We start from the raw sequence: 21,098 nt of genomic DNA, 5'->3' as shown, positions 1-21,098 counted from the left end.
CACAGCCGCGCCGACGCTGTGAACAGGGTGCCTGCGCTGTAGCCGGCGGGCACCCAGGCCCGCTCGGCAGCGTCCCGGCACGCCCCGGCCGGGAGCGGTCCGGAGACGGGAGGGAGGGAGGGAGGGAGGGAGCGTCCAGGCCGTGGTCAGGCGGCGAGCACGTCCAGATCCACCGGCGCCCAGCGCCGTCCCAGCCCCGTGACCGTCACGTGCCGTACCTCGTCGGTCGTGTCCCCGACCGCCCGGTGGATGACGACGTGCAGCCGGTCGTCGGTCAGCTCCTCGACCTTGCCCTCGCCCCACTCCACGACGATCACCGAGTCGGAGAGCGAGACGTCGAGGTCGAGGTCCTCCATCTCGTCCAGCCCGCCGCCCAGCCGGTACGCGTCCACGTGGACGAGCGGCGGACCGTCCCCGAGGCAGGGGTGCACTCGGGCGATGACGAAGGTCGGGGAGGTGACCGCGCCGCGGACGCCGAGCCCCTCGCCGAGCCCGCGGGTCAGCGTGGTCTTGCCCGCGCCGAGCTCCCCGTTCAGCATCACGAGGTCGCCCGCGCGCAGCAGTTTGGCGAGCCGGCGGCCCAACTCCTGCATCTGTTCGGGGGAGTTTACGGTGATCTGCACGCTGACGCCGTCCTGCGCGGACTCAGCCGGGTTGTGCGGTGCTGCTGGTGCTTCCATAGCCACCCACGGTAGCCCCTGCGGGGACTGCACCCGCGCGCATGAGGAGGTCGGCGAGACGGTCTATGACGACCTCGGGGTGCTCCAGCATGACCAGGTGTCCGGCGTCGGGCACGAGCACCAGTTCGGCGTCCGGCAGCAGGTCGGCGATCGCCTCGCTGTGCTCGCTCGGGGTCACCAGGTCCTTGACCCCGGCGAGGACGAGCACGGGCATGTCGGTGAAGTGCGCGAGCGCGGCGATCTTGTCGTGCTCGGTGAACGCCGGGTAGAACTCGGCGACCACGTCGATCGGGGTGCCCTCGATCATCCGCTCGGCGAACCGCTCGACCGCGGGATCGACGTCCCGGGTGGCGAACGAGTACCGCTTGATGACCCCGGCGAACAGGTCGGCGGTGGCCCGCCGCCCCCGCTCCACCAGGGCGGCCTGCTGTCCGAGCGCCTTCAGTACGCCGGGGAGCACGCGCCGCACGGCGTTGACGCCCGCGACGGGAAGCCCGAAGTTGACCTCGCCGAGCCGCCCCGACGACGTACCGACGAGGGCGACGGCGACGACCCGGTCGCGGAACAGCTCGGGGTAATGGTCGGCGAACGCCATGACGGTCATGCCGCCCATGGAGTGCCCGACCAGCACGATCGGGCCCTCGGGCACGGCCGCGTCGATGACCGCCTTCAGATCGCGCCCGAGCTGGTCGATGGTGACCGGCGCCCCGTCCTCGGTCTGGGCGACGCCCCGCCCGGAGCGGCCGTGGCTGCGCTGGTCCCAGTGCACGGTGCGCACCACACCGCGCAGGGCCGCGCGCTGGAAGTGCCAGGAGTCCTGGTTGAGGCAGTAGCCGTGGCTGAAGACGACGGTGACGGGGGCCGGGGCCTTGCGGCCGAAGAGCCGGCGGCGGCGCGGGGCGAGCGGGGCCTCCGGCTCGGCGTCGTCGACCTCGTAGTACAGCTCGGTGCCGTCGTCGGCGTACGCCTTGCCGGGGGTGCCGCGCAGCGAGCCGTACGGGCCCGCGGAGTCGAGGGCGAGGCGGGCCTTCTGCCGCATGCCGCGGCCGACGGTGAGCCGCTCTATGGCGACTCCGGCGGCGGCGCCCGCGGCGACGACGCCTATCGCGGTCCCCACGACACCTGCCTTGCGCCAGTTCCCGGCGGAGGCGACGGCGGCCGAGGCCGCACTCGCGACGGCCTCCGCGCTGCTCTCGCTCACGTCCCGCTCCTCTTCCCTCTGCGCTCGCTTCGCCGGGCTTCGCTCTGCTCTTCGGTGTCACCCGTCTTGGTCACCCGTCCGGGTTACCTGTCTTGTTCCTCATTCACCTTCACGTAGACACGGGGGACGCGGGTTCCGATCCGGGTCACGATTTCGTACGCGATCGTGCCCGCCGCCCGGGCCCAGTCCTCGGCGGTCGGCTCGCCGCGGTCGCCCGGGCCGAACAGAATCGCCTCCGCGCCGGGCTCCGGCTCGTCCCCGCCGAGGTCGACGACGAACTGGTCCATCGCGACCCGCCCCGCGATCGTGCGCCACTTGCCGCCGACCAGGACGGGCCCGGTGCCGGAGGCGTGCCGCGGGATGCCGTCTGCGTACCCGACGGGCACGAGTCCGAGGGTGGTGTCGCCGGGCGTGATGTAGTGATGCCCGTAACTCACGCCGTGGCCGGCCGGGACGTGCTTCACCAGCGCGAGGGACGCGCTCAGCGTCATCACCGGGCGCAGTCCGAAGTCGGCCGGGGTGCCGAGCTCGGGGCTGGGCGAGATGCCGTAGACCGCGATGCCGGTGCGGACGAGGTCGAAGTGGGTCTCGGGAAGGGTCAGCGTGGCGGGCGAGTTGGCGATGTGCCGCACTTCGGGGCGGACGCCCTGCTCCTCGGCGTACGCCACCATCTCGCGGAAAAGGGTGAGTTGGGCCTGGATGGAGGGATGACCTGGCTCGTCGGCGCAGGCGAAGTGCGACCAGAGACCGGTGACGTCCAGGAGTCCCTCGGCCTCGGCGCTCAGCGCCGCCGCGACGAGCTCGGGCCAGTCGGCGGGCTGACAGCCGCCGCGCCCCAGCCCTGTGTCGGCCTTGAGCTGCACCCGCGCGCGCCTGCCGGCGTCCCGGGCGGCCCGCGCCACCTCCCGCAGCGCCCACATCCCGCTCACCGACACATCGAGGTCGGCCTCGATGGCCTGCTTCCAGGGGCCGCCGGGCGTCCACAGCCAGCACATGATCCGCCCGTCGAGGCCGGCCGCGCGCAGGGCGAGGGCCTCCTCGGGGGTGGCGGTGCCGAGCCAGGTGGCGCCCGCCTGGCGCGCGGCGCGGGCACACGGCACCGCCCCGTGGCCGTACGCGTCGGACTTGACCACGGCCATCACGGCCGCGGACGGCGCGTGGGCGCGCAGGGTCCGCACGTTGGCCCGCAGGGCTGCCAGGTCGATCTCGGCGCGGGCGCGCAGGGGTGCTGTCTCGTTCATCGCGCCCCCAGTGTCTCAGAGGGGGCTGACAGCACCCCGGCGCCGGTCCCGGTAGGCGGCCGCGCGGCCGTCCCGCATCAGGTGCCGGCCCTGCGGCCCCACACGTACACCCGGTCCCCGGTCTTCGTGACGCTCCACAGCTTGCGGGCGTCGGCGAGCCGCAGATTCACGCAGCCCCACGAGCCGTTGGGGTTGTAGATGCTGCCGTAGACGGCGTGGAAGGCCTGTCCGCCGCTGAAGAACTGGCTGTACGGCATGGAGCTGTTGTAGAGCGTGGACCAGTGGTTCTTGTGCTTCCAGTAGATCTTGAACCATCCGGTACGGGTCCGGTACCCGGCCCGCCCGCTGCGCATCGGCACCGGCCCCCACACCACCTTCTTGCCCTTCTGTACCCAGGTGAGCTGGCGGGTCAGATCGACACAGGCGACGCGATACTTCCTGACGGGGCACTTTCTGGCGGCGTTCGGGTTCTTCATCGCCGAGAGCAGCTGCATACGGGCCCAGGTGACGGGGCCGGCGAAGCCGGTGTTCGGCTTGATGCCGTGCCGTGTCTGGAACGCGCGGATGGCACGACAGTCGGCGGCGGACTGCTTGCCGTCCACCTTCCGCTTCAGCCACCGCTCGACCTGCCGCTGATACGGGCCCGACCGTTTGCTGCACGCGGTTTTCTCGGCGGCGTCGCTGAGCGGTACGTACTCGATGAGCGCGTCCGTGCCGACGGGGGCGTCGCGCGGCTCGACGGCGTTCTCCGCGGCGCTCGGTTTGTACACCTTCGGCGGGAGCATCTGGTCCGGTGTGTCGATCTGCCAGGGCTGATGCGGGCCCGGCGGCACGCCGGGCACCAACTCGCTCGCCGGGCCGGGGGCGGGCGGCCCGCTCTCCGCCACGGCACTCTCGACCGGCAGCAGGGCCACCAGCGCGAGCACCACCGCCGCACTCCGGCACCCCGTTCGCATTCGTCTGATCATCATGCGATCAGCCATACGCAACGGCACCCCTGCCCCGGGTGAGCCGCGCGGAGGGGGTCGCCCGTTCTGGCCAAGGGTTGTCAGGGGCGGCGGGGAATCGCGCTGGCGGGGCCCCAGGGACGATGGGATTCCCCGGTCCCCCTGCTCGAGCGAAGCCGAGAGCTCGTGGGGGGGCAGGGGCGACGGGGGCGACGGGGGCGGCGGGGGTGAAGAACCCTCCCCTCCCCCTCCCCGGCGGTCAGTCGCGTACGTCCCGCCATGCCTCCGGGATCGCGGCAGCGACATCGTGGGCTCCGGCAGGCGCCCCGTCCGCGGCAAAGCGCCCCGCGAGCCCGTGGAGGTACGCCCCGACGCTCCCCGCGTCCAGCGCGGACAACCCGGCCGCCAGCAGCGAACCGGCGAGCCCGGACAGCACGTCACCGCTGCCCGCGGTGGCCAGCCAGGCCGTCCCCGTGGCATTCACCCGCACAGCCCCACCCCCCGCGTCGGCCACCAGAGTTGTCGCCCCCTTGAGCAACACCGTCGCCCCGTACAACCCCGCCAACTCCCGCACGGAAGCCAGCCGAGCCCCCTCGACGGACTCTCGGGAAACCCCGAGCAGCGCGGCGGCCTCCCCGGCGTGCGGGGTCATCAGCGTGGGCGCGCCGCGGCCCCGTACGGCGTCCCGGCCCGCGAGCCGCAACCCGTCCGCGTCCACCAGCACGGGTACGTCCGACGCGAGGACCTCCGCGACCGCCGACGCGTCGTCCCCGGCCCCGGGCCCCACGACCCACGCCTGAACCCGCCCCGCGTGCTTGGGCCCCTTGTCGGAGACCAGCGTCTCGGGGAAGCGGGCGATCACCGCGTCCGCGGCGGGTCCGACGTACCGCACGGCCCCCGCCCCGCCGCGCAGCGCCCCGGACACGGCGAGCACGGCCGCCCCGGGGTAGCGCGCGGACCCGGCGGCGATCCCGACGACACCGCGCCGGTACTTGTCGCTCTCCGCCCCGGGCCGGGGCAGCCGCGCCGCGACATCGACGTGCTGCAACGCCTCCAGCTCGGCCTCGTCCGGCAGGTCGAGCCCGATGTCTACGAGACGTACGGAACCGGCGTACGCCCGCGCCGGATCGATGAGCAGCCCCGGCTTGTGCGTGCCGAAGGTGACCGTCACATCGGCGCGGACCGCAGTGCCGTGGACCTCCCCGGTGTCCGCCTCGACCCCGCTCGGCAGGTCGACGGCGACGACGGCCGCGCGGGAGTCCGCGGCGAGTTCGGCCAGCCGTGCGGCGTCGGGTCGCAGGCCGCCCTTGCCGCCGATCCCGACGACGCCGTCGACGACGAGATCGGCGCGCCGGACGAGTGGCTCGGCGGCACCGGGCTCGACCGAGGTGCCGCCTTCCCGTCGCAGCGCGGCAAGGCCGCCGGCATGGGTGCGTTCGGGGGCGAGCAGCACCGCGGTGACGCCCGCGCCACGGCGGGCGAGGCGCGCGCCCGCGTAGAGCGCGTCACCCCCGTTGTCCCCGCTCCCGACCAGCAGCACGACCCGGCTGCCGTACACCCGCCCCAGCAACTCCGCGCAGACCGCGGCCAGTCCGGCGGCGGCACGCCGCATCAACGCGCCCTCCGGAAGCCGCGCCATCAGCTCCCGCTCAGCGGTTCTTACCGTCTCCACGCTGTACGCAGTACGCATACGGTCGAGTCTCCCCCACAGCCGCCCACCACGCTCCGGAAGCCCCCTCCCCGCTCTGCCCCGACCGCCGCACCGCAACCCCGCCGAGCCAGGGCCGCACGCACGGCCGACGCGTGCAGAACGCCCTTTCCGCCGGTACCCGCCGCTCGCGCGGCAGCCCCGCCCGACACTCCACCTCTCCCAGCAGCCCACCAAGCCGCGCGGCCGCCCCCTCACCCCAGCGGCCCACCAAGCCGACGCGGCCACCCCCTCACCCCAGCAGCCCACCTAGCCGACGCGGCCGCCCCCGCCTACGGCTCGCCTACCCCTCCGCCACCACTACCGCCGAAGCCACTCCCGCGTCATGACTCAGGGACACGTGCCAGGAGCGGACGCCCAGTTCGGCCGCGCGGGCGGCCACCGTGCCCTTGACGCGCAGGCGCGGCCGGCCGCTGTCCTCGACGTAGACCTCGGCGTCGGTCCAGTGCAGGCCGGCCGGGGCGCCCAGCGCCTTGGCGAGCGCCTCCTTCGCGGCGAACCGCGCGGCCAGCGAGGCGATCCCCCTGCGCTCACCGCTCGGCAGGAACAACTCCTGCTCCAGAAACACCCGATCGGCCAGTCCGGGCGTCCGCTCCAACGACTCCCGGAACCGCTCGATCTCAGCCACGTCGATTCCGACCCCGATGATGCTCATGCCGGGCAGCCTACGGCTGACGCACGGTCCGAACCTGCTGCTAGCCTGCTGCGACTTCATCAAGTCAGCCTGTACACGTCAGCGTGCCCTGGGGGGCCAGGAGGCGCGCGCCGTGGGCCGGGAACGCCAGGGGGGCGGAGGCATGACCAGTGCGACCAGCGGCGAGGGCGGAAGATCCGGCACCTCGCCGGGACCGTCCTTCGACCCGTTCGACACGCTGCCCGAACTAGCTCCCCTGCGCACGGCCGCGGGGAACGGCGACTGGGCCGCCACCCGGGCGTTCTTCACGGGTCTCGACTCCGCCGAGAAGGTCACCTTCGCGGCGGACGTCCTCGGCAACACCGCCGGGGTCGAGACCTACCTGGAGCAGGCCGCGGCCGACGCCCCCGCAGATCCGTTGCCACGCACGCTGCTCGCCGAGCGGTACATCCACCTGGGCTGGGAGACCCGTGGCCGCGCCATGGCCACGGAGGTCTCGCATGAGCAGTTCGACGGGTTCCACGCTTGGCTGCGGAAGGCCGAGCGGATCCTGATCGAGGTGTGCGCGGAGCAGCCCGAGTGCGCCCCCGCCTGGACCTCCCGGCTGCTGACCGCGCGCGGGCTGGAGCTGGGACGGTCCGAGGCCCGCCGCCGCTACGACCGTCTGTCCGCCCACCATCCGCACCACTACGCGGCGCAGATGCAGCTGCTCCAGCAGCTGTGTCCGAAGTGGGGCGGCTCCTGGGAGGCGGCGCACGGATGGGCCAGTGAGTGCGCGAGCGCCGCGCCCGAAGGCTCGCACACGGGGGCGCTGGTCGCCCTGGCTCATCTGGAGCACTGGATGGTCCTCGACGGCGCCGCACACAAGACGTACCTGCGGGACGTGTCGGTCCGCAACGAACTGCGCTCCGCCGCCCAGGTCTCCGTGCTGCACCACGACTACCGGCCGGGCTGGCACTGGATCGACGCGCACAGCGCGTTCGCGATGGCCTTCTCCCTCGGCGGCCACTTCGAGGACGCGGCCCCTCACTTCGCCGCCCTGGGCGACCGGGCCGCCGAGTTCCCGTGGCGCTATCTCCAGGATCCGAAGGCCGCCTTCGTCGAGTACCGCACATCCGCGCTGGCAACGCTCTGAGAAGGACCGATCCATGACCGCCGACCTGCACGGCTCCGGCCTCGACGCCCTCTCCGACGTGGTCTCCCACACCGCCACCCAGGGCGTTCCCACTCTCTATGCACCCCGTGCGGGCGCGGTCACCGCCGGACTGCTCTTCCGTGTGGGCCGCGCCGACGAGACCCTGCCCACGGCCGGGATCACGCATCTCGTCGAGCACCTCACGCTGCACCGCCTGGGCGTGTCCGACCTGCACTACAACGGCGCCACGTCGATGGCGTACACCCAGTTCCACGTCACCGGCGACGAGGACGAGGTGGTCGAGTACCTCAACAGCGTCTGCGCCGCCCTGCGCGACCTGCCGCTGGACCGGCTGGAGACCGAGAAGGAGATCCTGCGGACCGAGGCCGCGGGCCGGGGCGGCGGGCCCAACTCCCAGCTGCCGCTGTGGCGTTACGGCGCCCAGGGCTATGGCCTGTCCAGCTGCAACGAGCTCGGCACCTGGACCCTCACCGCCGACCAGGTCCGGCAGTGGGCCGAGACCCGGTTCACCCGCGACAACGCGGTGCTGTGGATCACCAGCGACCACGCGCCGGACGGCCTGGACCTGAACCTGCCCGCCGGGACCCGTATCTCCGCGCCCGCCCCGACCAGCGCGCTACCGGTCACGCCCGCCTGCGTCCGGGGCGACGACGGCCACGTCGTGTTCAACGCGGTCGTACGCCGCTCCACCGCCGCGGCGGTCTTCGCCGACGTCCTCGGCCGCGCCCTCTACCGGGACCTGCGCCAGGAGGGCGGCTACTCGTACGCGGCCGAGGCCGACTACTCCCCGCGCGACACCGACTTCGCCACCCTCACCGCGTACGCCGACGCGCTGCCGCAGAAGCAGGACGCGGTCGTCGGCGGCTTCGTCGACACGCTCGCCCGGCTGCGGGCGGGCAGGATCGAACAGGCCGAACTGGACTCGGCGCGCGCCAAGGCGCTGAAGGCGTACGACACTCCGGACCACGCCGCTGCCCTGCTGCCGTCGTTCGCGCTCAGCCTGCTCCTCGGCCATCGCCTCCTCACCCCCGAGCAGAGCAGGGCGGAGCTGCACGCGGTGACCGTCGCCGACCTGCGCGAGGTCGCCCGGGAGGCGTGGGCCGACGGGCTGCTCCAGGTGCCGGGCCGGGACGCCGACTGGGCCGGCTTCACCCCGGCGCCGCAGTACTCCCAGGTCGCCCTCACCGGCACCCGGCACCAGTCCCTGGCGGACGAGCGAGTCACCTTGTCGATCGGCACCGAAGGCGTCAGTCTGCTGACCCCAGGGGGCCCGGTCAGCGTGCGGTACGACGCCTGCGCGGCGATGGCGGCCCGCCCCGACGGGGCCCGCACCCTCACCGGCCACGACGGCTTCTCGGTGCCCATCGAACCGACCCTGTTCCGGGGCGTCACACCGGAGCGGATCGCGGCTGTGGACGCGGCGGTTCCGGCCGAGGTGGTGGTGCGGCTGCCGGCGCGGGACCCGGAGCGGATCCCGCAGCCGTCGGAGCCGGAGCCCGAGCTGGAGTCGGAGCGTGCCAGGCAGCGGCGAGGCCAGGATGGGACGGCGGGGCGGGGCTGGACGGCCGTGCTCTGGTTCTTCGGTGTGCTCGCGGTCGCCTGGGCCCTGCTCGGTGCGGCCGTCACCGTGGACGAGATCAGCTCCGCGCACACGGACGGCGCCCGCATCTTCCTCTTCTGGTTCCTGGAACTGCCGCTGTTGTGGAACATACGGGCCATGCGCCAACGGCGGGCCCGGGCCCGCGCGGGCACCTGACCCGCGTCGCACGCCACTCTCCCGACGGGGCAACCCCCAGCTCGCCGGTCAAGCGGCGACGAGCTCGCACCACACGTACTTGCCCCGGTTGCCGAACCTGGACAACGGCTGCCACCCCCACAGGTCCGAGCACGCCCGGACCAGCGCCAGCCCCCGCCCCTCCTCCGCCTCACCGAGCTGCTCCAGCTTCCCCGGCGGTCCGAGCGGCTCGGGGTCGGCGTCCCACGCCCCGATCCGCAGGACGCCCGCCGACCAGCGGACGCGGAGAGCGGCGGGCCCCTTGGTGTGGCGTACGGCGTTGGTCACCAGCTCCGCCGCGAGAAGTTCGGCGACGTCGACGAGGCCGATCAGTCCGTGCAGGGTGAGGATCAGACGGAGGGTACGGCGGCAGACCGTGACGGCTCGGGGATCGTTCGGGATGTAGAGGGAGTACTCCCAGGCTTCGGTCTCGTTTTCGGGCATGCGTCAACTCCGTTTCGGTGGTGTGGGTTTCGAAGATCCGCGGGTGACAGGTGGTGGCATGGCCGCAGCCGTCGTGGCAGGACGGAGCGGTGCACTTCCGGCGTCCCGGCAATCCGCAGCGTGTGCGTCGCATCACCGACGGTAGACCTAAAATTTCATCCGAGGCAAGCTGATCGCGTAACCTGACCCCGAACGAGTCGCGCCCGCAGGCGCGTTGAGCCGAGGAGCAGTCGATGGCCTTGAGGCGCGAACCAACCGCACGTCAGATGCGCCTGGCGGTCGAGCTACGCAGACTCCGCGACGCGGCGGGCCTCAGCGCCCGCGAGGCAGCAGCACTCCTCGGAGTGAGTTCTGTTCAGATCAGCCACATCGAGTCAGGCCTCACGGGCGTGAGCGAGGAACGACTGCGCCGCCTCGCGACCCACTATGCGTGCACAGACAGCGAGTTCATCGACGCCTTGGTCGCCATGGCCACCGACCGGACACGCGGCTGGTGGGAGGAATACCGGGGCCTACTACCCACGTCCTTCCTGGATCTTTCCGAGCTGGATCACCACGCCTCGTTCCGGCGTGATGTAGCCATGCTGTTCGTACCAGGACCGCTGCAGACGGAGGAGTACGCCCGCGCCATCTTCTCGAACAGGGTGCCCGAACTAACCCGCGACGAGCTTGAGTTGCGCGTCCGGCACCGCATGGCGCGTCGGGTGATCATCGAAGGCCCCTCCCCCATCCCCTACGAGGTGGTGATCCACGAGGCAGCCCTGCGGATCAGAGTCAGCGACCGCGCAGCCTCACGGGCTCAATTCGCCCGGCTCCTGGAACTCTCGGAGGCCGACCACATCACCGTGCGCGTCATCCCCTTCGACCTCGACGGCTTCGCCAGAGCCGGAAGCACCATGACGTACGTCGACGGCCCCGTCCCCAAACTGGACACGGTGGTGCGCGACGTGCCCCAGGGCTCAGTCTTCATTCATTCCGAAGCTCAACTCAGCGCCTTTCGAACGCGCTTCCGTAGGGTAGAGGTCGCATCACTCGAACCCGAACAGTCGCGTGACTTCATCCACAAGCTGGCGAAAGAGCTGTGAGGCACCCCATGGCCACCCCCGACAACTGGCGGAAGTCGTCCTACTCCGACGGCGACGACGGCAACGACTGCGTGGAGATCGCGAACTCACCCATCCAGATCGCCATCCGCGACTCAAAGGCCCCGGCCGGGGCCACGCTCACCTTCCCAGCCGGAGCCTTCACTACCTTCATCGAAGCCCTGAAGCGCGAGCGCTACTCCACCGTCACCGACTTCGCCAGATTCCGAGGCTGATCCACCTCGTTCCCCCGGGCCGTCGCCAGCTCGCAGGCGAACACCTGCAAGGGGACCGTCGCGACCAGCGGCTGGAGGAGTGTGGGCGTCGCGGGGATGCGGATGAGGTGGTCCGCGTACGGGACGACCGCCTCGTCACCCTCCTCGGCGATCACGATGGTGCGTGCGCCCCGCGCCCGGATCTCCTGGATGTTGGAGACGATCTTGTCGTGCAGGACCGAGCGCCCGCGCGGCGAGGGCACCACGACCACCACCGGCACGTCCTCCTCGATCAGCGCGATCGGACCGTGCTTCAGCTCGCCCGCCGCGAAGCCCTCGGCGTGCATATAGGCCAGTTCCTTCAGCTTCAACGCGCCTTCCAGCGCGACCGGGTAGCCGACGTGCCGCCCCAGGAACAGCACCGTGTTCTTGTCGGCGAGGGAGCGCGCCAGCTGCCGTACCGGCTCCATGGTCTCCAGGACCCGCTCGACCTCGCGGGAGATCCGGGACAGCTCACGGATGACGGCCTGGATCTCGTCGCCCCACTTGGTGCCGCGCACCTGGCCCAGGTACAGCGCGACGAGATAGCAGGCCACCAGCTGCGTCAGGAACGCCTTCGTGGACGCGACCGCGACCTCGGGACCCGCGTGCGTGTACAGCACCGCGTCCGACTCGCGCGGAATCGTCGAACCGTTCGTGTTGCAGATCGCCAGCACCTTGGAGCCCTGCTCGCGGGCGTGCCGCAGCGCCATCAGGGTGTCCATGGTCTCGCCGGACTGCGAGATGGCGATCACCAGTGAGCGCGAGTCGAGAATCGGGTCCCGGTAGCGGAACTCGCTCGCCAGTTCCACCTCGCAGGGGATCCGGGTCCAGTGCTCGATGGCGTACTTGGCGATCAGCCCGGCGTGGAACGCCGTACCGCACGCCACGATGACCACCTTGTCGACCTCGCGCAGCTCGGAGGCACCGATCCGCACCTCGTCCAGCGTCAGCGAGCCGGCCGCGTCGATGCGCCCCAGCAGGGTGTCGGCGACCGCCTTGGGCTGCTCGGCGATCTCCTTGAGCATGAAGTAGTCATAGCCCCCCTTCTCCGCGGCCGAGGCGTCCCAGTCGACGTGGTAGGAGCGGACGTCCGCGGGACGGCCGTCGAAACCGGTCACCGTCACGCCGTCCCGGCGCAGCTCCACCACCTGGTCCTGCCCCAGCTCGATCGCCGACCGCGTGTGGGCGATGAACGCGGCGACGTCCGAGGCGAGAAAGGCCTCGCCCTCTCCCACGCCCACCACCAGCGGCGAGTTGCGGCGCGCCCCGACCACCACGTCCGGCTCGTCGGCGTGCACCGCGACCAGCGTGAACGCGCCCTCCAGCCGCCGGCACACCAGTCGCATCGCCTCCGCCAGGTCGGCGCAGGACGAGAACTCCTCGGCGAGCAGATGTGCGACGACCTCGGTGTCCGTCTCGGAGACCAGGTCGTGGCCCCGCTCCGCCAACTCGGCGCGCAGCAGGGCGAAGTTCTCGATGATCCCGTTGTGGACGACGGCGACCCGGCCCGCGTTGTCCAGATGCGGATGCGCGTTGGCGTCCGTGGGGCCCCCGTGGGTGGCCCAGCGGGTGTGGCCGATTCCCGTCGACCCCGCCGGCAGCGGCCGGTCGACCAGCTCCTTCTCCAGGTTGACCAGCTTCCCGGCCTTCTTCGCGGCGGCGAGCCCCCCGTCCGCCGGCACGGCGACACCGGCCGAGTCGTATCCCCGGTACTCCAGCCGCTTCAGTCCGGCCATCACCACATCGAGCGCCGACTGCGACCCCACGTATCCCACGATTCCGCACATGGCCGCAGCCTAAGGGCCCGCACCCGCCCGATACCGGCATCTCGTGCCCGATATCGGAAATCGCGGCCGCCCTCCGCACCGGCCCAGGGAGCGGCTGAGCCACCCTGGGTAACCTGGCGTGACGGACCCCACCCCCCATCCCGTCCATACTCCCGTAACAATGGACTGTGATCTCTCCGGTCTCCTCGATATCCCGGAGCGCCCACCGGTCCAGGCCGGAGGCGACTCCCTACGTCGACCTCACCCGTGCCGAGTGGAGCGCGCTGCGCGAAAAGACGCCGCTCCCGCTGAACGCCGAGGAGGTCGAGAAGCTGCGCGGTCTGGGCGATGTCATCGACCTCGACGAGGTACGGGACATCTATCTGCCACTGTCCAGACTGCTCAATCTGTACGTCGGTGCGACGGACGGACTCAGAGGCGCCCTGAACACCTTCCTCGGCGAGAAGGGCTCCCAGGCCGGCACCCCCTTCGTCATAGGGGTCGCCGGATCCGTGGCCGTCGGCAAGTCCACCGTCGCCCGCCTCCTCCAGGCCCTGCTCTCCCGCTGGCCCGAGCACCCGCGCGTCGAGCTGGTCACCACGGACGGGTTCCTTCTCCCCACCAAGGACCTCGAGGCGCGCGGCCTGATGTCGCGGAAGGGTTTCCCCGAGTCGTACGACCGCCGCGCCCTGACCCGGTTCGTCGCCGACATCAAGGCGGGCAAGGGCGAGGTCACCGCCCCCGTCTACTCGCATCTGATCTACGACATCGTGCCGGGCCGGCAGCTCACGGTCCGCCGCCCCGACATCCTCATCGTCGAGGGCCTGAACGTGCTGCAACCCGCCCTGCCCGGCAAGGACGGCCGCACCCGCGTCGGCCTCGCGGACTACTTCGACTTCAGCGTGTACGTCGACGCCCGCCCCGAGGACATCGAGCGCTGGTATCTCAACCGGTTCAAGAAGCTCCGCCGGACCGCCTTCCAGAACCCCGACTCGTACTTCCGCAAGTACACCCAGGTCTCCGAGGAGGAGGCGCTGGACTACGCCCGCACCACCTGGCGGACCATCAACAAGCCCAACCTGCTGGAGAACGTGGCCCCCACGCGCGGCCGGGCGACCCTCGTCGTGCGCAAGGGCCCGGACCACAAGGTGCAGCGCCTGAGCCTGCGCAAACTGTGACCGCTACCCTGCGGCCATGCTGCATCTGCGCCTGATCACTCCGGCCGACCGCACGGACGATGCCGTACGACTGATCGAGCGGACGGTCGGCACGACCCACCTGGTCGTGCTGCCCGGGGCGGCCCGCAACCCGGCGGGCGATGTCGTCATGTGCGATGTGGCCCGCGAGGCCGGTGACGAACTCCTCACCGGGCTCCAGGAGTTGGGGGTCGACCGGACCGGCTCGATCGCCGTGGAGAACATCGACCTGTCGCTGTCGAAGCGCGCCGACAAGGCCGCGGAGGAGGCACCCGGCGAGGGCGCGGACGCGGTGCTGTGGGAGCACCTGGCGGACGCGACGCACGAGGAGTCGACGCTGTCGTTCACCTACCTCGCCTTCATCACGCTGGCCACGATGATCGCGGCCTGCGGTGTCGTGCTCGACAACGCGATCCTGATCGTGGGTGCCATGGCGGTGGGGCCGGAGTTCGGGCCGCTGGCGGGCTTCTGCACGGCCCTCGTCCAGCGGGCGCCGCGCCTCGCCCTGCGCTCGCTGACCGCGCTGCTGTCCGGCTTCGCGGTCGCGATGCTGGTGACGGTCGGATTCAGCTACTTCATGGATTCCGTCGGCCTGTTCAGCACGGTCAAGCTGGGCGCCGAGCGGCCGAACACCAACTTCATCTACCGGCCGGACGCGTTCTCGTTCGTCGTCGCCGTCCTCGCCGGCGCCGCCGGCACGCTCTCGCTGACCTCGGCGAAGTCGGGCGCGCTGGTGGGTGTGGCCATCTCGGTGACCACGGTCCCGGCCGCGGCGAACGCGGCCGTGGCCTTCACCTACACCGATTACCAGCAGGCCTGGGGCTCCACCGAGCAACTGCTCCTCAACCTGGTGGGCATCGTCCTCGCCGGTACGCTCACGCTGCTGGCCCAGAAGTGGCTCTGGGCCCGGCAGCGCGAACGTGCCGCGGCGGCGGGGCAGTTCTAACCGAGCGCGGACTTCACGGCGTCCGCGAGCCGCCCGGCCACCGACCGGGCGTGGTCGATGTCGGCGGCCTCGACCATGACCCGTACGAGTGGCTCGGTGCCCGACGGACGGAGCAGCACGCGCCCGGTGGCACCGAGTTCGCGCTCGGCGTCGGCCACGGCGGTGGCCAGCTCGGCGGAGGTCCCCACCCGCGTCCTGTCGACGTCGGGCACGTTGATGAGGACCTGCGGCAGCCGCTCCATGACGGAGGCGAGATCGCGGAGCGTACGACCCGTCTGGGCGACGCGCGCCGCGAGCAGCAGGCCGGTCAGCGTGCCGTCGCCGGTGGTGGCGTGGTCGAGGATGATCACGTGCCCGGACTGCTCGCCGCCGAGCGCGAAGTCGTGCTCCTTCATCTCCTCCAGCACATAGCGGTCGCCGACCGCCGTCTGGATGAGCGAGACCCCCTCACGCTCCATGGCCAGCTTGAAGCCCAGATTGGACATGACCGTCGCGACAACGGTGTCGGAGCGCAGTGCGGAACGCTCCCGCATCGCCAGCGCGAGTACGGCCAGAATCTGGTCGCCGTCCACCTCGGCACCCGTGTGGTCCACGGCGAGGCAGCGGTCGGCGTCGCCGTCGTGCGCGATGCCGAGGTCGGCGCCGTGCTCGAGGACGGCGGCCTGGAGTTTCTCCAGGTGCGTGGAGCCGCACCCGTCGTTGATGTTGAGCCCGTCCGGCTCGGCGCCGATCGTGATGATCTCGGCACCGGCCTGCGTGAAGGCCTCGGGCGACACCCGTGCGGCGGCGCCGTGCGCCTCGTCGAGGACGACCTTCACACCGTCGAGACGGTTGGGGAGGACGGCGACGAGGTGGGCGACGTACTGGTCGAAGCCCTGGTCGTAGGAGTTCACCCGGCCGACGCCGGCCCCGGTCGGGCGGTCCCAGGGAGCGCCGGTGCGGTGCTCCTCGTAGACGCCCTCGATCCGGTCCTCCAACTCGTCGGCGAGCTTGTGGCCGCCGCGGGCGAAGAACTTGATGCCGTTGTCGGGCATGGCGTTGTGGCTGGCCGAGAGCATCACGCCGAGGTCGGCACCCAGCGCCCCGGTGAGATACGCCACCGCCGGGGTGGGCAGCACACCGACCCGCAGGACGTCCACGCCCGCGCTGGCGAGGCCGGCGACCACGGCGGCCTCCAGGAACTCCCCGGACGCGCGCGGGTCCCGCCCGACCACCGCGACCGGCCGGTGGCCCTCGAACGTGCCCGCCTCGGCCAGTACGTGCGCCGCTGCCACGGAGAGCCCGAGCGCGAGCTCGGCCGTCAGATCCGCGTTGGCGACACCGCGCACGCCGTCCGTGCCGAAGAGTCGTCCCACTTGTCCTCCTGAGGAAGCTGCAGAATTCGGAAGCTCATCCGATCACAATCCGGAAGTCAGCCGATCACACGAGCCTTTGAGCACCTTGTGCCGTTATACGCCCATGGCTGTGATAAACGAACGCCCCGGCGGCACTGTGGCGTGCCGCCGGGGCGTTCGGACGTACTACGCGTACTACGCGTACGAGCAGGCAGCGAAGATTAACGCTTGCTGTACTGCGGGGCCTTACGGGCCTTCTTGAGACCGGCCTTCTTGCGCTCGACCGCACGGTCGTCGCGCTTGAGGAAGCCGGCCTTCTTGAGGGCGCCGCGGTTGTTGTCCACGTCGGCCTCGTTCAGCGCGCGGGCCACGCCGAGGCGCAGGGCGCCGGCCTGGCCGGAGACGCCGCCACCCGAGATGCGGGCGATGACGTCGTAGCGGCCGTCGAGCTCGAGCACCTTGAAGGGCTCGTTGACTTCCTGCTGGTGCACCTTGTTGGGGAAGTAGTCCTCAAGGGTGCGACCGTTGATCTTCCACTTGCCGGTGCCCGGGACGATCCGGACGCGGGCGATGGCGTTCTTGCGACGGCCCAGGCCGGCGGCCGGCTGCGGGTCGCCGAAACGGCCGGCGAGCGACTCCGAGGTGTACTCGCCCTCGACGGGGACCTCGGACTCGGTGGTGTAGTTCTCGATGTCGACGAGCTCAGTCTCTTCGACCGGCTGCTCAACAGTGGTCTCGGCCACGATTCTCCTCAGATTCTTTTTCGTCTTAGGGGGTGGCCGGAACTACTGCGCGACCTGGGTGATCTCGAACGGCACCGGCTGCTGGGCAGCGTGCGGGTGCTGGTCGCCCGAGTAGACCTTCAGCTTCGAGAGCACCTGACGGCCCAGGGTGTTCTTGGGGATCATGCCCTTGATGGCCTTCTCGACGGCCTTCTCGGGGTTCTTCGCCAGCAGCTCGTCGTAACGGACGGAGCGCAGACCACCCGGGTAACCGGAGTGGCGGTACGCCAGCTTCTGGGTCTTCTTGTTGCCGGAGAGGTGCACCTTGTCGGCGTTGATGATGATGACGAAGTCACCAGCGTCTACGTGGGGCGCGTAGATCGGCTTGTGCTTGCCCCGCAGGATGTTCGCGGCAGTGGTCGCCAGACGACCCAGGACGACATCCTGGGCGTCGATGACGTACCACTGGCGAGTGATGTCGCCGGGCTTGGGGCTGTACGTACGCACGGTCGTAGCCTTCGCTTCTTCAGTGAGTGGGTCCTGACATGGCCACCACGGACGATCACGACAGCCCTGACCGCACTGCGGTGACGCATACCGCGTGCTGGTCGCTGGTCATCGGCCCCGGTGGACCGGTGTAAGGGCCCCTCACGTGAGAATGAGCAAGCCAATACACATAACGAACGGCAAGCTTAACCGTGCCGCCCCTGATGGGTCAAAACGCGCCCGGGCATCCGGCCGTCAACGCGAAGAATCACGCCGCCGCCGCTACCGCCGTGGGCACAGCCCGCGGCGCCGGGCGCCCTCGCACACACGCCGGGGACGACCCCGGCCGCACGGCCACCGCGACAGCGCGGCCACCGCCGTCACGGTCGCCGCACCAACCACCCGGAGATGTCACTTTTGCCCGCGTTCATGCAGGTCACGCTAGGGGCTCAAGTGCGCCGGGATGCGGAACGGCACCCCCCGGAGCCCGTCTAAGATGCGGCGCATGAGTTATGGGCAGGGTGGGCAGGGGCAGCCCCCGTGGGATCCCTGGAAGCCGGGTTCTCAGCAGCCTCAGTGGGGCGGCCAGAACACCGATCGGACTCCTGACTGGGCGGCTCTCGCCGAGGCGTCCGAGTCGCGCAACAAACGTCGCAGGCTGCTGTTCATCGGCGGCGGAGCACTCGCCACGATCGCGGTCGGCGCGGCCGTCGCCGTGGCCGTGGTCTCCGCGAACGGGAACGGCCAGGCCTCGAACCAGCCGTCCAACCTGCCGGCCACCGCGAACATCCCGAGCGACACCACCACCCCGGCGCCGTCGTTCGAGCCGACCTCGGCCCCTCCGCCGCTGGATCCGAAGGACTTCATAGCCAGCGCGAAGAAGGACACGGCACCGCTCAGCCCGGACATCCTCTTCCCCGGTACGACGCTGACGATGGGCGACCGCGTCTACCGCAAGGGTCCGACGGCCGACACCAAGAACTGCGCCTCGGCCGCGAAGGCCACCCTCCCGGCGGTCCTCACCAAGAACGGCTGCACTCGCCTCATGCGTGTCACCTATACCAAGGACGGTGTCGCGGTGACGGTCGGTGTGGCCGTCTTCGACACAGAGGCACAAGCGGCCAAGGCCAAGGGCCAGGCGGACAAGAAGAGCATCATCGCCTCGCTGGCAGGCAACGGCGTCAAGGCCTTCTGCGACTCGGCGGTCTGCCGTTCGACCACCAATTCCTACGGCCGCTACGCCTACTTCACGCTCGCCGGTTTCACCAACGGCAAGAACGTGACGGCGAAGGACACCAAGGTCTTCGCGACCGGCGACGACCTCGGCGAGTTCGCCTTCCGGCAGATCCGCCGTCGCGGCGAGGCCCAGGCGTCGGCGGCGGCCAACGAGTAGCCGGCCGCCGCCGCGAGAACCACCGCAGGCACTACTTGTGCTTCATCCGCAGCCGGATCGGCACCACCGCCGACTCCAGCTGCGTACGCAGCGTCATCTTGGAGACCCCCTCGGTCCGCTCCTCGAAGCGGATCGGGATCTCCACGGCGCTGTGTCCGGCCCGTACGGCCTTGTACTTGAGCTCGACCTGGAAGCTGTAGCCCGCGCTGTCCAGGGTGGCCAGGTCGACATCGCGCAGGGTCGCGGCGGACCACAGGTTGAACCCGGCCGTGATGTCACGGATCCTGGTGCCGAGCACGGCGCGCGCGTACCCGTTGGCGAAGCGCGAGAGCAGCACCCGGTGCACGCCCCACTCCTCGTCGAGAGAGCCGCCCTCGACGTACCGGCTGCCGATGACGAGTCCGACGCCGGTGGCCACGGCCGTGCCGAGCAGCCGGGGCACGGCGTCCACGGGGTGGCTGCCGTCGGCGTCCATCTGCACGACGTACGCGGCGCCCTCGTCGAGCGCGGCGCTCATGCCGGCCGTGTAGGCCCGCCCCAGACCGTCCTTCTCGGTCCGGTGCAGCACGCTCATCCGGCGGCGCCCGTCGGCGTTGTACTTCTCGGCGAGCTCCTCGGCGATCCGCCCGGTGCCGTCCGGGCTGGAGTCGTCCACGATCTTCAAGTGCAGCCCGTTGAGCGGCAGTTGAAGAACCGCCTCGGCCATCCGGGACAGATTCGCCGCCTCGTTGTACGTCGGCATCACCACGGTGACCGCGGTGTCTCCGGGGTCCGCCCCCGCGTCGTACGTCATGTCCTACTTCCCCTCCCCTACGGGCGCGGGTCGTCCCAGCGCCCGGAAATGCCAGCCCGCCGCGGTCCAGCGGTCCGCGTCGAGCACCCCCCTGCCGTCCACGATCCGCGGACGGGAGACCACTGACACGAGCCGCCCGGGATCCAGGGCGCGGAACTGCGGCCACTCGGTCAGATGCAGCACGAGATCGGCGCCGCGCAGCGCCTCCTCGGCCGAGACCGCGTACCCGAGGAGCGGAAACGCCTTGCGGGCGTTGTCCATCGCCTCGGGGTCGTAGACGGTGACGTCGGCGCCGTCGAGGCGCAGCCGCGCGGCCACGTTCAGCGCGGGCGAGTCGCGGATGTCGTCGGAGTCCGGCTTGAAGGCGGCGCCCAGGACGGCGATCCGCGCGCCGAGCACGCCCTGCCCGCACAGCTCGCGCGCAAGCTCGACCACCCGGTCCCGGCGGCGCATGTTGATCGCGTCCACCTCGCGCAGGAAGCCGAGGGAGACGCCCAGCTCGTCGGCGCGGTGCGCGAAGGCGCGGATGTCCTTGGGCAGACAGCCGCCGCCGAAGCCGACACCGGCGCGCAGGAACGCGGGTCCGATCCGTTCGTCGTGCCCGAGGGCCTCGGCGAGTACGGACACATCGCCGCCCGCCGCCTCGCACACCTCCGCCATCGCGTTGATGAACGAGATCTTCGTGGCGAGGAAGGCGTTGGCGGCCGTCTTGACCAGCTCGGCGGTCGGGAAGTCGGCGGTGACGAGCGGGGTCCCGGCGGCGAGGACCGGGGCGTACACCGCCCGGAGGATCGTTTCCGCGCGCTTCGATTCGACGCCGAACACCAGCCGGTCCGGCCGCAGCGTGTCCTCGACGGCGAAGCCCTCCCGCAGGAACTCCGGGTTCCAGGCGACCTCCACGTCGCCCGCGTCCGCGAGCCGCCGGGCGGTCCCCACGGGCACGGTGGACTTCCCGACGAGCAGCGCGTCCTCGGCCGCGTGCGCGGCGATCGCCGAGAAGGCCGCGTTCACGTACGCCAGGTCGGCGCCCTCGGAGTCCTTGCGCTGCGGGGTGCCGACGCACACGAAGTGGACCTGCCCGAAGGCCGCCGCCTCCTGGTAGGAGGTGGTGAAGCGCAGCCGCCCGGAGGCGAGGTGTCTGCGCAGCAGCTCGCCGAGGCCGGGCTCGTGGAACGGCACCCGCCCGGCGGCCAGCGCGGCCACCTTGTCGGGGTCGACGTCCACGCCGAGCACCTCGTGCCCGAGCTCCGCCATACAGGCGGCGTGGGTGGCACCGAGATAGCCGGTGCCGATGACTGTGAGCCGCATAGGGGCGGCCTCCTTACCCTTCATGTTCCG

20 protein-coding genes are annotated in these 21,098 nt (G+C 71.2%); 7 read left to right on the top strand and 13 right to left on the bottom strand.

Annotated features, from left to right (window positions below; translation table 11 throughout):
* Nucleotides 1–146: 146 nt before the first annotated feature.
* The 6 genes from tsaE to ACFVXA_RS03990 form a co-directional block, all read right to left on the bottom strand.
* Nucleotides 147–680: a tRNA (adenosine(37)-N6)-threonylcarbamoyltransferase complex ATPase subunit type 1 TsaE gene (gene tsaE, locus ACFVXA_RS04015; protein WP_362021971.1), complete on the bottom strand. Its 534-nt coding sequence runs from the start codon at nucleotides 678–680 to the stop codon at nucleotides 147–149.
* Nucleotides 646–1,881 (bottom strand): alpha/beta hydrolase, encoded by a 1,236-nt coding sequence (locus ACFVXA_RS04010; protein WP_362021974.1) that lies wholly within the window; start codon nucleotides 1,879–1,881, stop codon nucleotides 646–648. The genes tsaE and ACFVXA_RS04010 overlap by 35 nt, the downstream gene beginning before the upstream one ends.
* Before the next feature lie 83 nt (nucleotides 1,882–1,964).
* Nucleotides 1,965–3,122, bottom strand: a complete 1,158-nt coding sequence (gene alr / locus ACFVXA_RS04005) for an alanine racemase (protein WP_383735949.1) — start codon at nucleotides 3,120–3,122, stop codon at nucleotides 1,965–1,967.
* A gap of 77 nt (nucleotides 3,123–3,199) precedes the next feature.
* Nucleotides 3,200–4,093, bottom strand: a complete 894-nt coding sequence (locus tag ACFVXA_RS04000) for a L,D-transpeptidase family protein (protein ID WP_390023724.1) — start codon at nucleotides 4,091–4,093, stop codon at nucleotides 3,200–3,202.
* Nucleotides 4,094–4,328: 235 nt separating this feature from the next.
* The gene (locus ACFVXA_RS03995; RefSeq protein WP_389512035.1) at nucleotides 4,329–5,759 is read right to left on the bottom strand and encodes an NAD(P)H-hydrate dehydratase; all 1,431 of its coding nucleotides are present in this window, start codon (nucleotides 5,757–5,759) and stop codon (nucleotides 4,329–4,331) included.
* 301 nt (nucleotides 5,760–6,060) lie between these two features.
* On the bottom strand, nucleotides 6,061–6,432 hold the full coding sequence (locus ACFVXA_RS03990; protein WP_362021985.1) for a holo-ACP synthase: 372 nt from the start codon (nucleotides 6,430–6,432) through the stop codon (nucleotides 6,061–6,063).
* 142 nt (nucleotides 6,433–6,574) lie between these two features.
* On the opposite strand from ACFVXA_RS03990, the gene ACFVXA_RS03985 reads away from it, so the two are divergent.
* Nucleotides 6,575–7,546, top strand: a complete 972-nt coding sequence (locus ACFVXA_RS03985; RefSeq protein ID WP_389512037.1) for a hypothetical protein — start codon at nucleotides 6,575–6,577, stop codon at nucleotides 7,544–7,546.
* Between the two features lie 13 nt (nucleotides 7,547–7,559).
* Entirely contained in the window at nucleotides 7,560–9,323 is a 1,764-nt protein-coding gene (locus tag ACFVXA_RS03980; protein ID WP_390023722.1) for a M16 family metallopeptidase, read from the top strand.
* A 48-nt stretch (nucleotides 9,324–9,371) separates the two neighbouring features.
* Here ACFVXA_RS03980 and ACFVXA_RS03975 read toward each other — a convergent pair whose 3' ends face one another.
* Complete coding sequence (locus tag ACFVXA_RS03975; protein ID WP_362021991.1) at nucleotides 9,372–9,785, bottom strand: ATP-binding protein; 414 nt, start codon at nucleotides 9,783–9,785, stop codon at nucleotides 9,372–9,374.
* Between the two features lie 233 nt (nucleotides 9,786–10,018).
* Here ACFVXA_RS03975 and ACFVXA_RS03970 point away from each other — a divergent pair, with 233 nt between their 5' ends.
* Together ACFVXA_RS03970 and ACFVXA_RS03965 are read left to right on the top strand one after the other, a co-directional pair.
* On the top strand, nucleotides 10,019–10,870 hold the full coding sequence (locus tag ACFVXA_RS03970) for a helix-turn-helix domain-containing protein (RefSeq protein WP_389757640.1): 852 nt from the start codon (nucleotides 10,019–10,021) through the stop codon (nucleotides 10,868–10,870).
* Between the two features lie 8 nt (nucleotides 10,871–10,878).
* Complete coding sequence (locus ACFVXA_RS03965) at nucleotides 10,879–11,103, top strand: DUF397 domain-containing protein (RefSeq protein WP_383904006.1); 225 nt, start codon at nucleotides 10,879–10,881, stop codon at nucleotides 11,101–11,103.
* On the opposite strand, the gene glmS is transcribed toward ACFVXA_RS03965, so the two are convergent.
* A complete protein-coding gene (gene glmS / locus ACFVXA_RS03960; protein ID WP_362022000.1) occupies nucleotides 11,064–12,911 on the bottom strand; it encodes a glutamine--fructose-6-phosphate transaminase (isomerizing) in 1,848 nt (615 codons plus the stop codon). The two genes, ACFVXA_RS03965 and glmS, sit on opposite strands and share 40 nt — an antisense overlap.
* A gap of 167 nt (nucleotides 12,912–13,078) precedes the next feature.
* On the opposite strand from glmS, the gene coaA reads away from it, so the two are divergent.
* Both coaA and ACFVXA_RS03950 read left to right on the top strand, forming a co-directional pair.
* Nucleotides 13,079–14,068 carry a type I pantothenate kinase gene (coaA, locus tag ACFVXA_RS03955; RefSeq protein ID WP_362022003.1) on the top strand — a complete coding sequence of 330 codons (990 nt, stop codon included), beginning with the start codon at nucleotides 13,079–13,081 and terminating at the stop codon, nucleotides 14,066–14,068.
* 16 nt (nucleotides 14,069–14,084) lie between these two features.
* Nucleotides 14,085–15,032, top strand: a complete 948-nt coding sequence (locus ACFVXA_RS03950; RefSeq protein WP_383904012.1) for a DUF389 domain-containing protein — start codon at nucleotides 14,085–14,087, stop codon at nucleotides 15,030–15,032.
* On the opposite strand, the gene glmM is transcribed toward ACFVXA_RS03950, so the two are convergent.
* The 3 genes from glmM to rplM all read right to left on the bottom strand — a co-directional run bounded on the left by glmM (nucleotide 15,029) and on the right by rplM (nucleotide 17,595).
* Nucleotides 15,029–16,387, bottom strand: a complete 1,359-nt coding sequence (glmM, locus tag ACFVXA_RS03945) for a phosphoglucosamine mutase (protein ID WP_362022009.1) — start codon at nucleotides 16,385–16,387, stop codon at nucleotides 15,029–15,031. The genes ACFVXA_RS03950 and glmM overlap by 4 nt on opposite strands.
* A gap of 200 nt (nucleotides 16,388–16,587) precedes the next feature.
* A complete protein-coding gene (rpsI, locus tag ACFVXA_RS03940) occupies nucleotides 16,588–17,109 on the bottom strand; it encodes a 30S ribosomal protein S9 (protein WP_362022012.1) in 522 nt (173 codons plus the stop codon).
* 42 nt (nucleotides 17,110–17,151) lie between these two features.
* Nucleotides 17,152–17,595 (bottom strand): 50S ribosomal protein L13, encoded by a 444-nt coding sequence (gene rplM / locus ACFVXA_RS03935; RefSeq protein WP_010986363.1) that lies wholly within the window; start codon nucleotides 17,593–17,595, stop codon nucleotides 17,152–17,154.
* Between the two features lie 484 nt (nucleotides 17,596–18,079).
* On the opposite strand from rplM, the gene ACFVXA_RS03930 reads away from it, so the two are divergent.
* The gene (locus ACFVXA_RS03930; RefSeq protein ID WP_390023720.1) at nucleotides 18,080–18,967 is read left to right on the top strand and encodes a hypothetical protein; all 888 of its coding nucleotides are present in this window, start codon (nucleotides 18,080–18,082) and stop codon (nucleotides 18,965–18,967) included.
* A gap of 31 nt (nucleotides 18,968–18,998) precedes the next feature.
* Here the strand turns inward: ACFVXA_RS03930 and ACFVXA_RS03925 are convergent, their stop codons facing one another.
* Together ACFVXA_RS03925 and ACFVXA_RS03920 are read right to left on the bottom strand one after the other, a co-directional pair.
* Nucleotides 18,999–19,760 carry a polyprenol monophosphomannose synthase gene (locus tag ACFVXA_RS03925; RefSeq protein WP_390023718.1) on the bottom strand — a complete coding sequence of 254 codons (762 nt, stop codon included), beginning with the start codon at nucleotides 19,758–19,760 and terminating at the stop codon, nucleotides 18,999–19,001.
* Between the two features lie 3 nt (nucleotides 19,761–19,763).
* Nucleotides 19,764–21,068 carry a UDP-glucose dehydrogenase family protein gene (locus tag ACFVXA_RS03920; RefSeq protein ID WP_390023716.1) on the bottom strand — a complete coding sequence of 435 codons (1,305 nt, stop codon included), beginning with the start codon at nucleotides 21,066–21,068 and terminating at the stop codon, nucleotides 19,764–19,766.
* Nucleotides 21,069–21,098 lie beyond the last annotated feature (30 nt).

The organism is Streptomyces sp. NPDC058246 (assembly GCF_042881985.1).
Taxonomy (GTDB): domain Bacteria; phylum Actinomycetota; class Actinomycetes; order Streptomycetales; family Streptomycetaceae; genus Streptomyces.
Note: the sequence above shows the minus strand (reverse complement) of the source record. Positions and strands in the feature narration are given on the sequence as shown.

Coding starts and splice junctions, on each gene's coding strand:
- ACFVXA_RS03970 (WP_389757640.1), top strand. CDS start 10,019: ATGGCCTTGAGGCGCGAACCAACCGCACGTCAGATGCGCCTGGCGGTC.
- ACFVXA_RS03995 (WP_389512035.1), bottom strand. CDS start 5,759: ATGCGTACTGCGTACAGCGTGGAGACGGTAAGAACCGCTGAGCGGGAG.
- ACFVXA_RS04000 (WP_390023724.1), bottom strand. CDS start 4,093: ATGATGATCAGACGAATGCGAACGGGGTGCCGGAGTGCGGCGGTGGTG.
- ACFVXA_RS03985 (WP_389512037.1), top strand. CDS start 6,575: ATGACCAGTGCGACCAGCGGCGAGGGCGGAAGATCCGGCACCTCGCCG.
- ACFVXA_RS03925 (WP_390023718.1), bottom strand. CDS start 19,760: ATGACGTACGACGCGGGGGCGGACCCCGGAGACACCGCGGTCACCGTG.
- glmS (WP_362022000.1), bottom strand. CDS start 12,911: ATGTGCGGAATCGTGGGATACGTGGGGTCGCAGTCGGCGCTCGATGTG.
- ACFVXA_RS03920 (WP_390023716.1), bottom strand. CDS start 21,068: ATGCGGCTCACAGTCATCGGCACCGGCTATCTCGGTGCCACCCACGCC.
- tsaE (WP_362021971.1), bottom strand. CDS start 680: ATGGAAGCACCAGCAGCACCGCACAACCCGGCTGAGTCCGCGCAGGAC.
- ACFVXA_RS03965 (WP_383904006.1), top strand. CDS start 10,879: ATGGCCACCCCCGACAACTGGCGGAAGTCGTCCTACTCCGACGGCGAC.
- ACFVXA_RS03990 (WP_362021985.1), bottom strand. CDS start 6,432: ATGAGCATCATCGGGGTCGGAATCGACGTGGCTGAGATCGAGCGGTTC.
- alr (WP_383735949.1), bottom strand. CDS start 3,122: ATGAACGAGACAGCACCCCTGCGCGCCCGCGCCGAGATCGACCTGGCA.
- ACFVXA_RS03950 (WP_383904012.1), top strand. CDS start 14,085: ATGCTGCATCTGCGCCTGATCACTCCGGCCGACCGCACGGACGATGCC.
- ACFVXA_RS03975 (WP_362021991.1), bottom strand. CDS start 9,785: ATGCCCGAAAACGAGACCGAAGCCTGGGAGTACTCCCTCTACATCCCG.
- ACFVXA_RS03930 (WP_390023720.1), top strand. CDS start 18,080: ATGAGTTATGGGCAGGGTGGGCAGGGGCAGCCCCCGTGGGATCCCTGG.
- ACFVXA_RS03980 (WP_390023722.1), top strand. CDS start 7,560: ATGACCGCCGACCTGCACGGCTCCGGCCTCGACGCCCTCTCCGACGTG.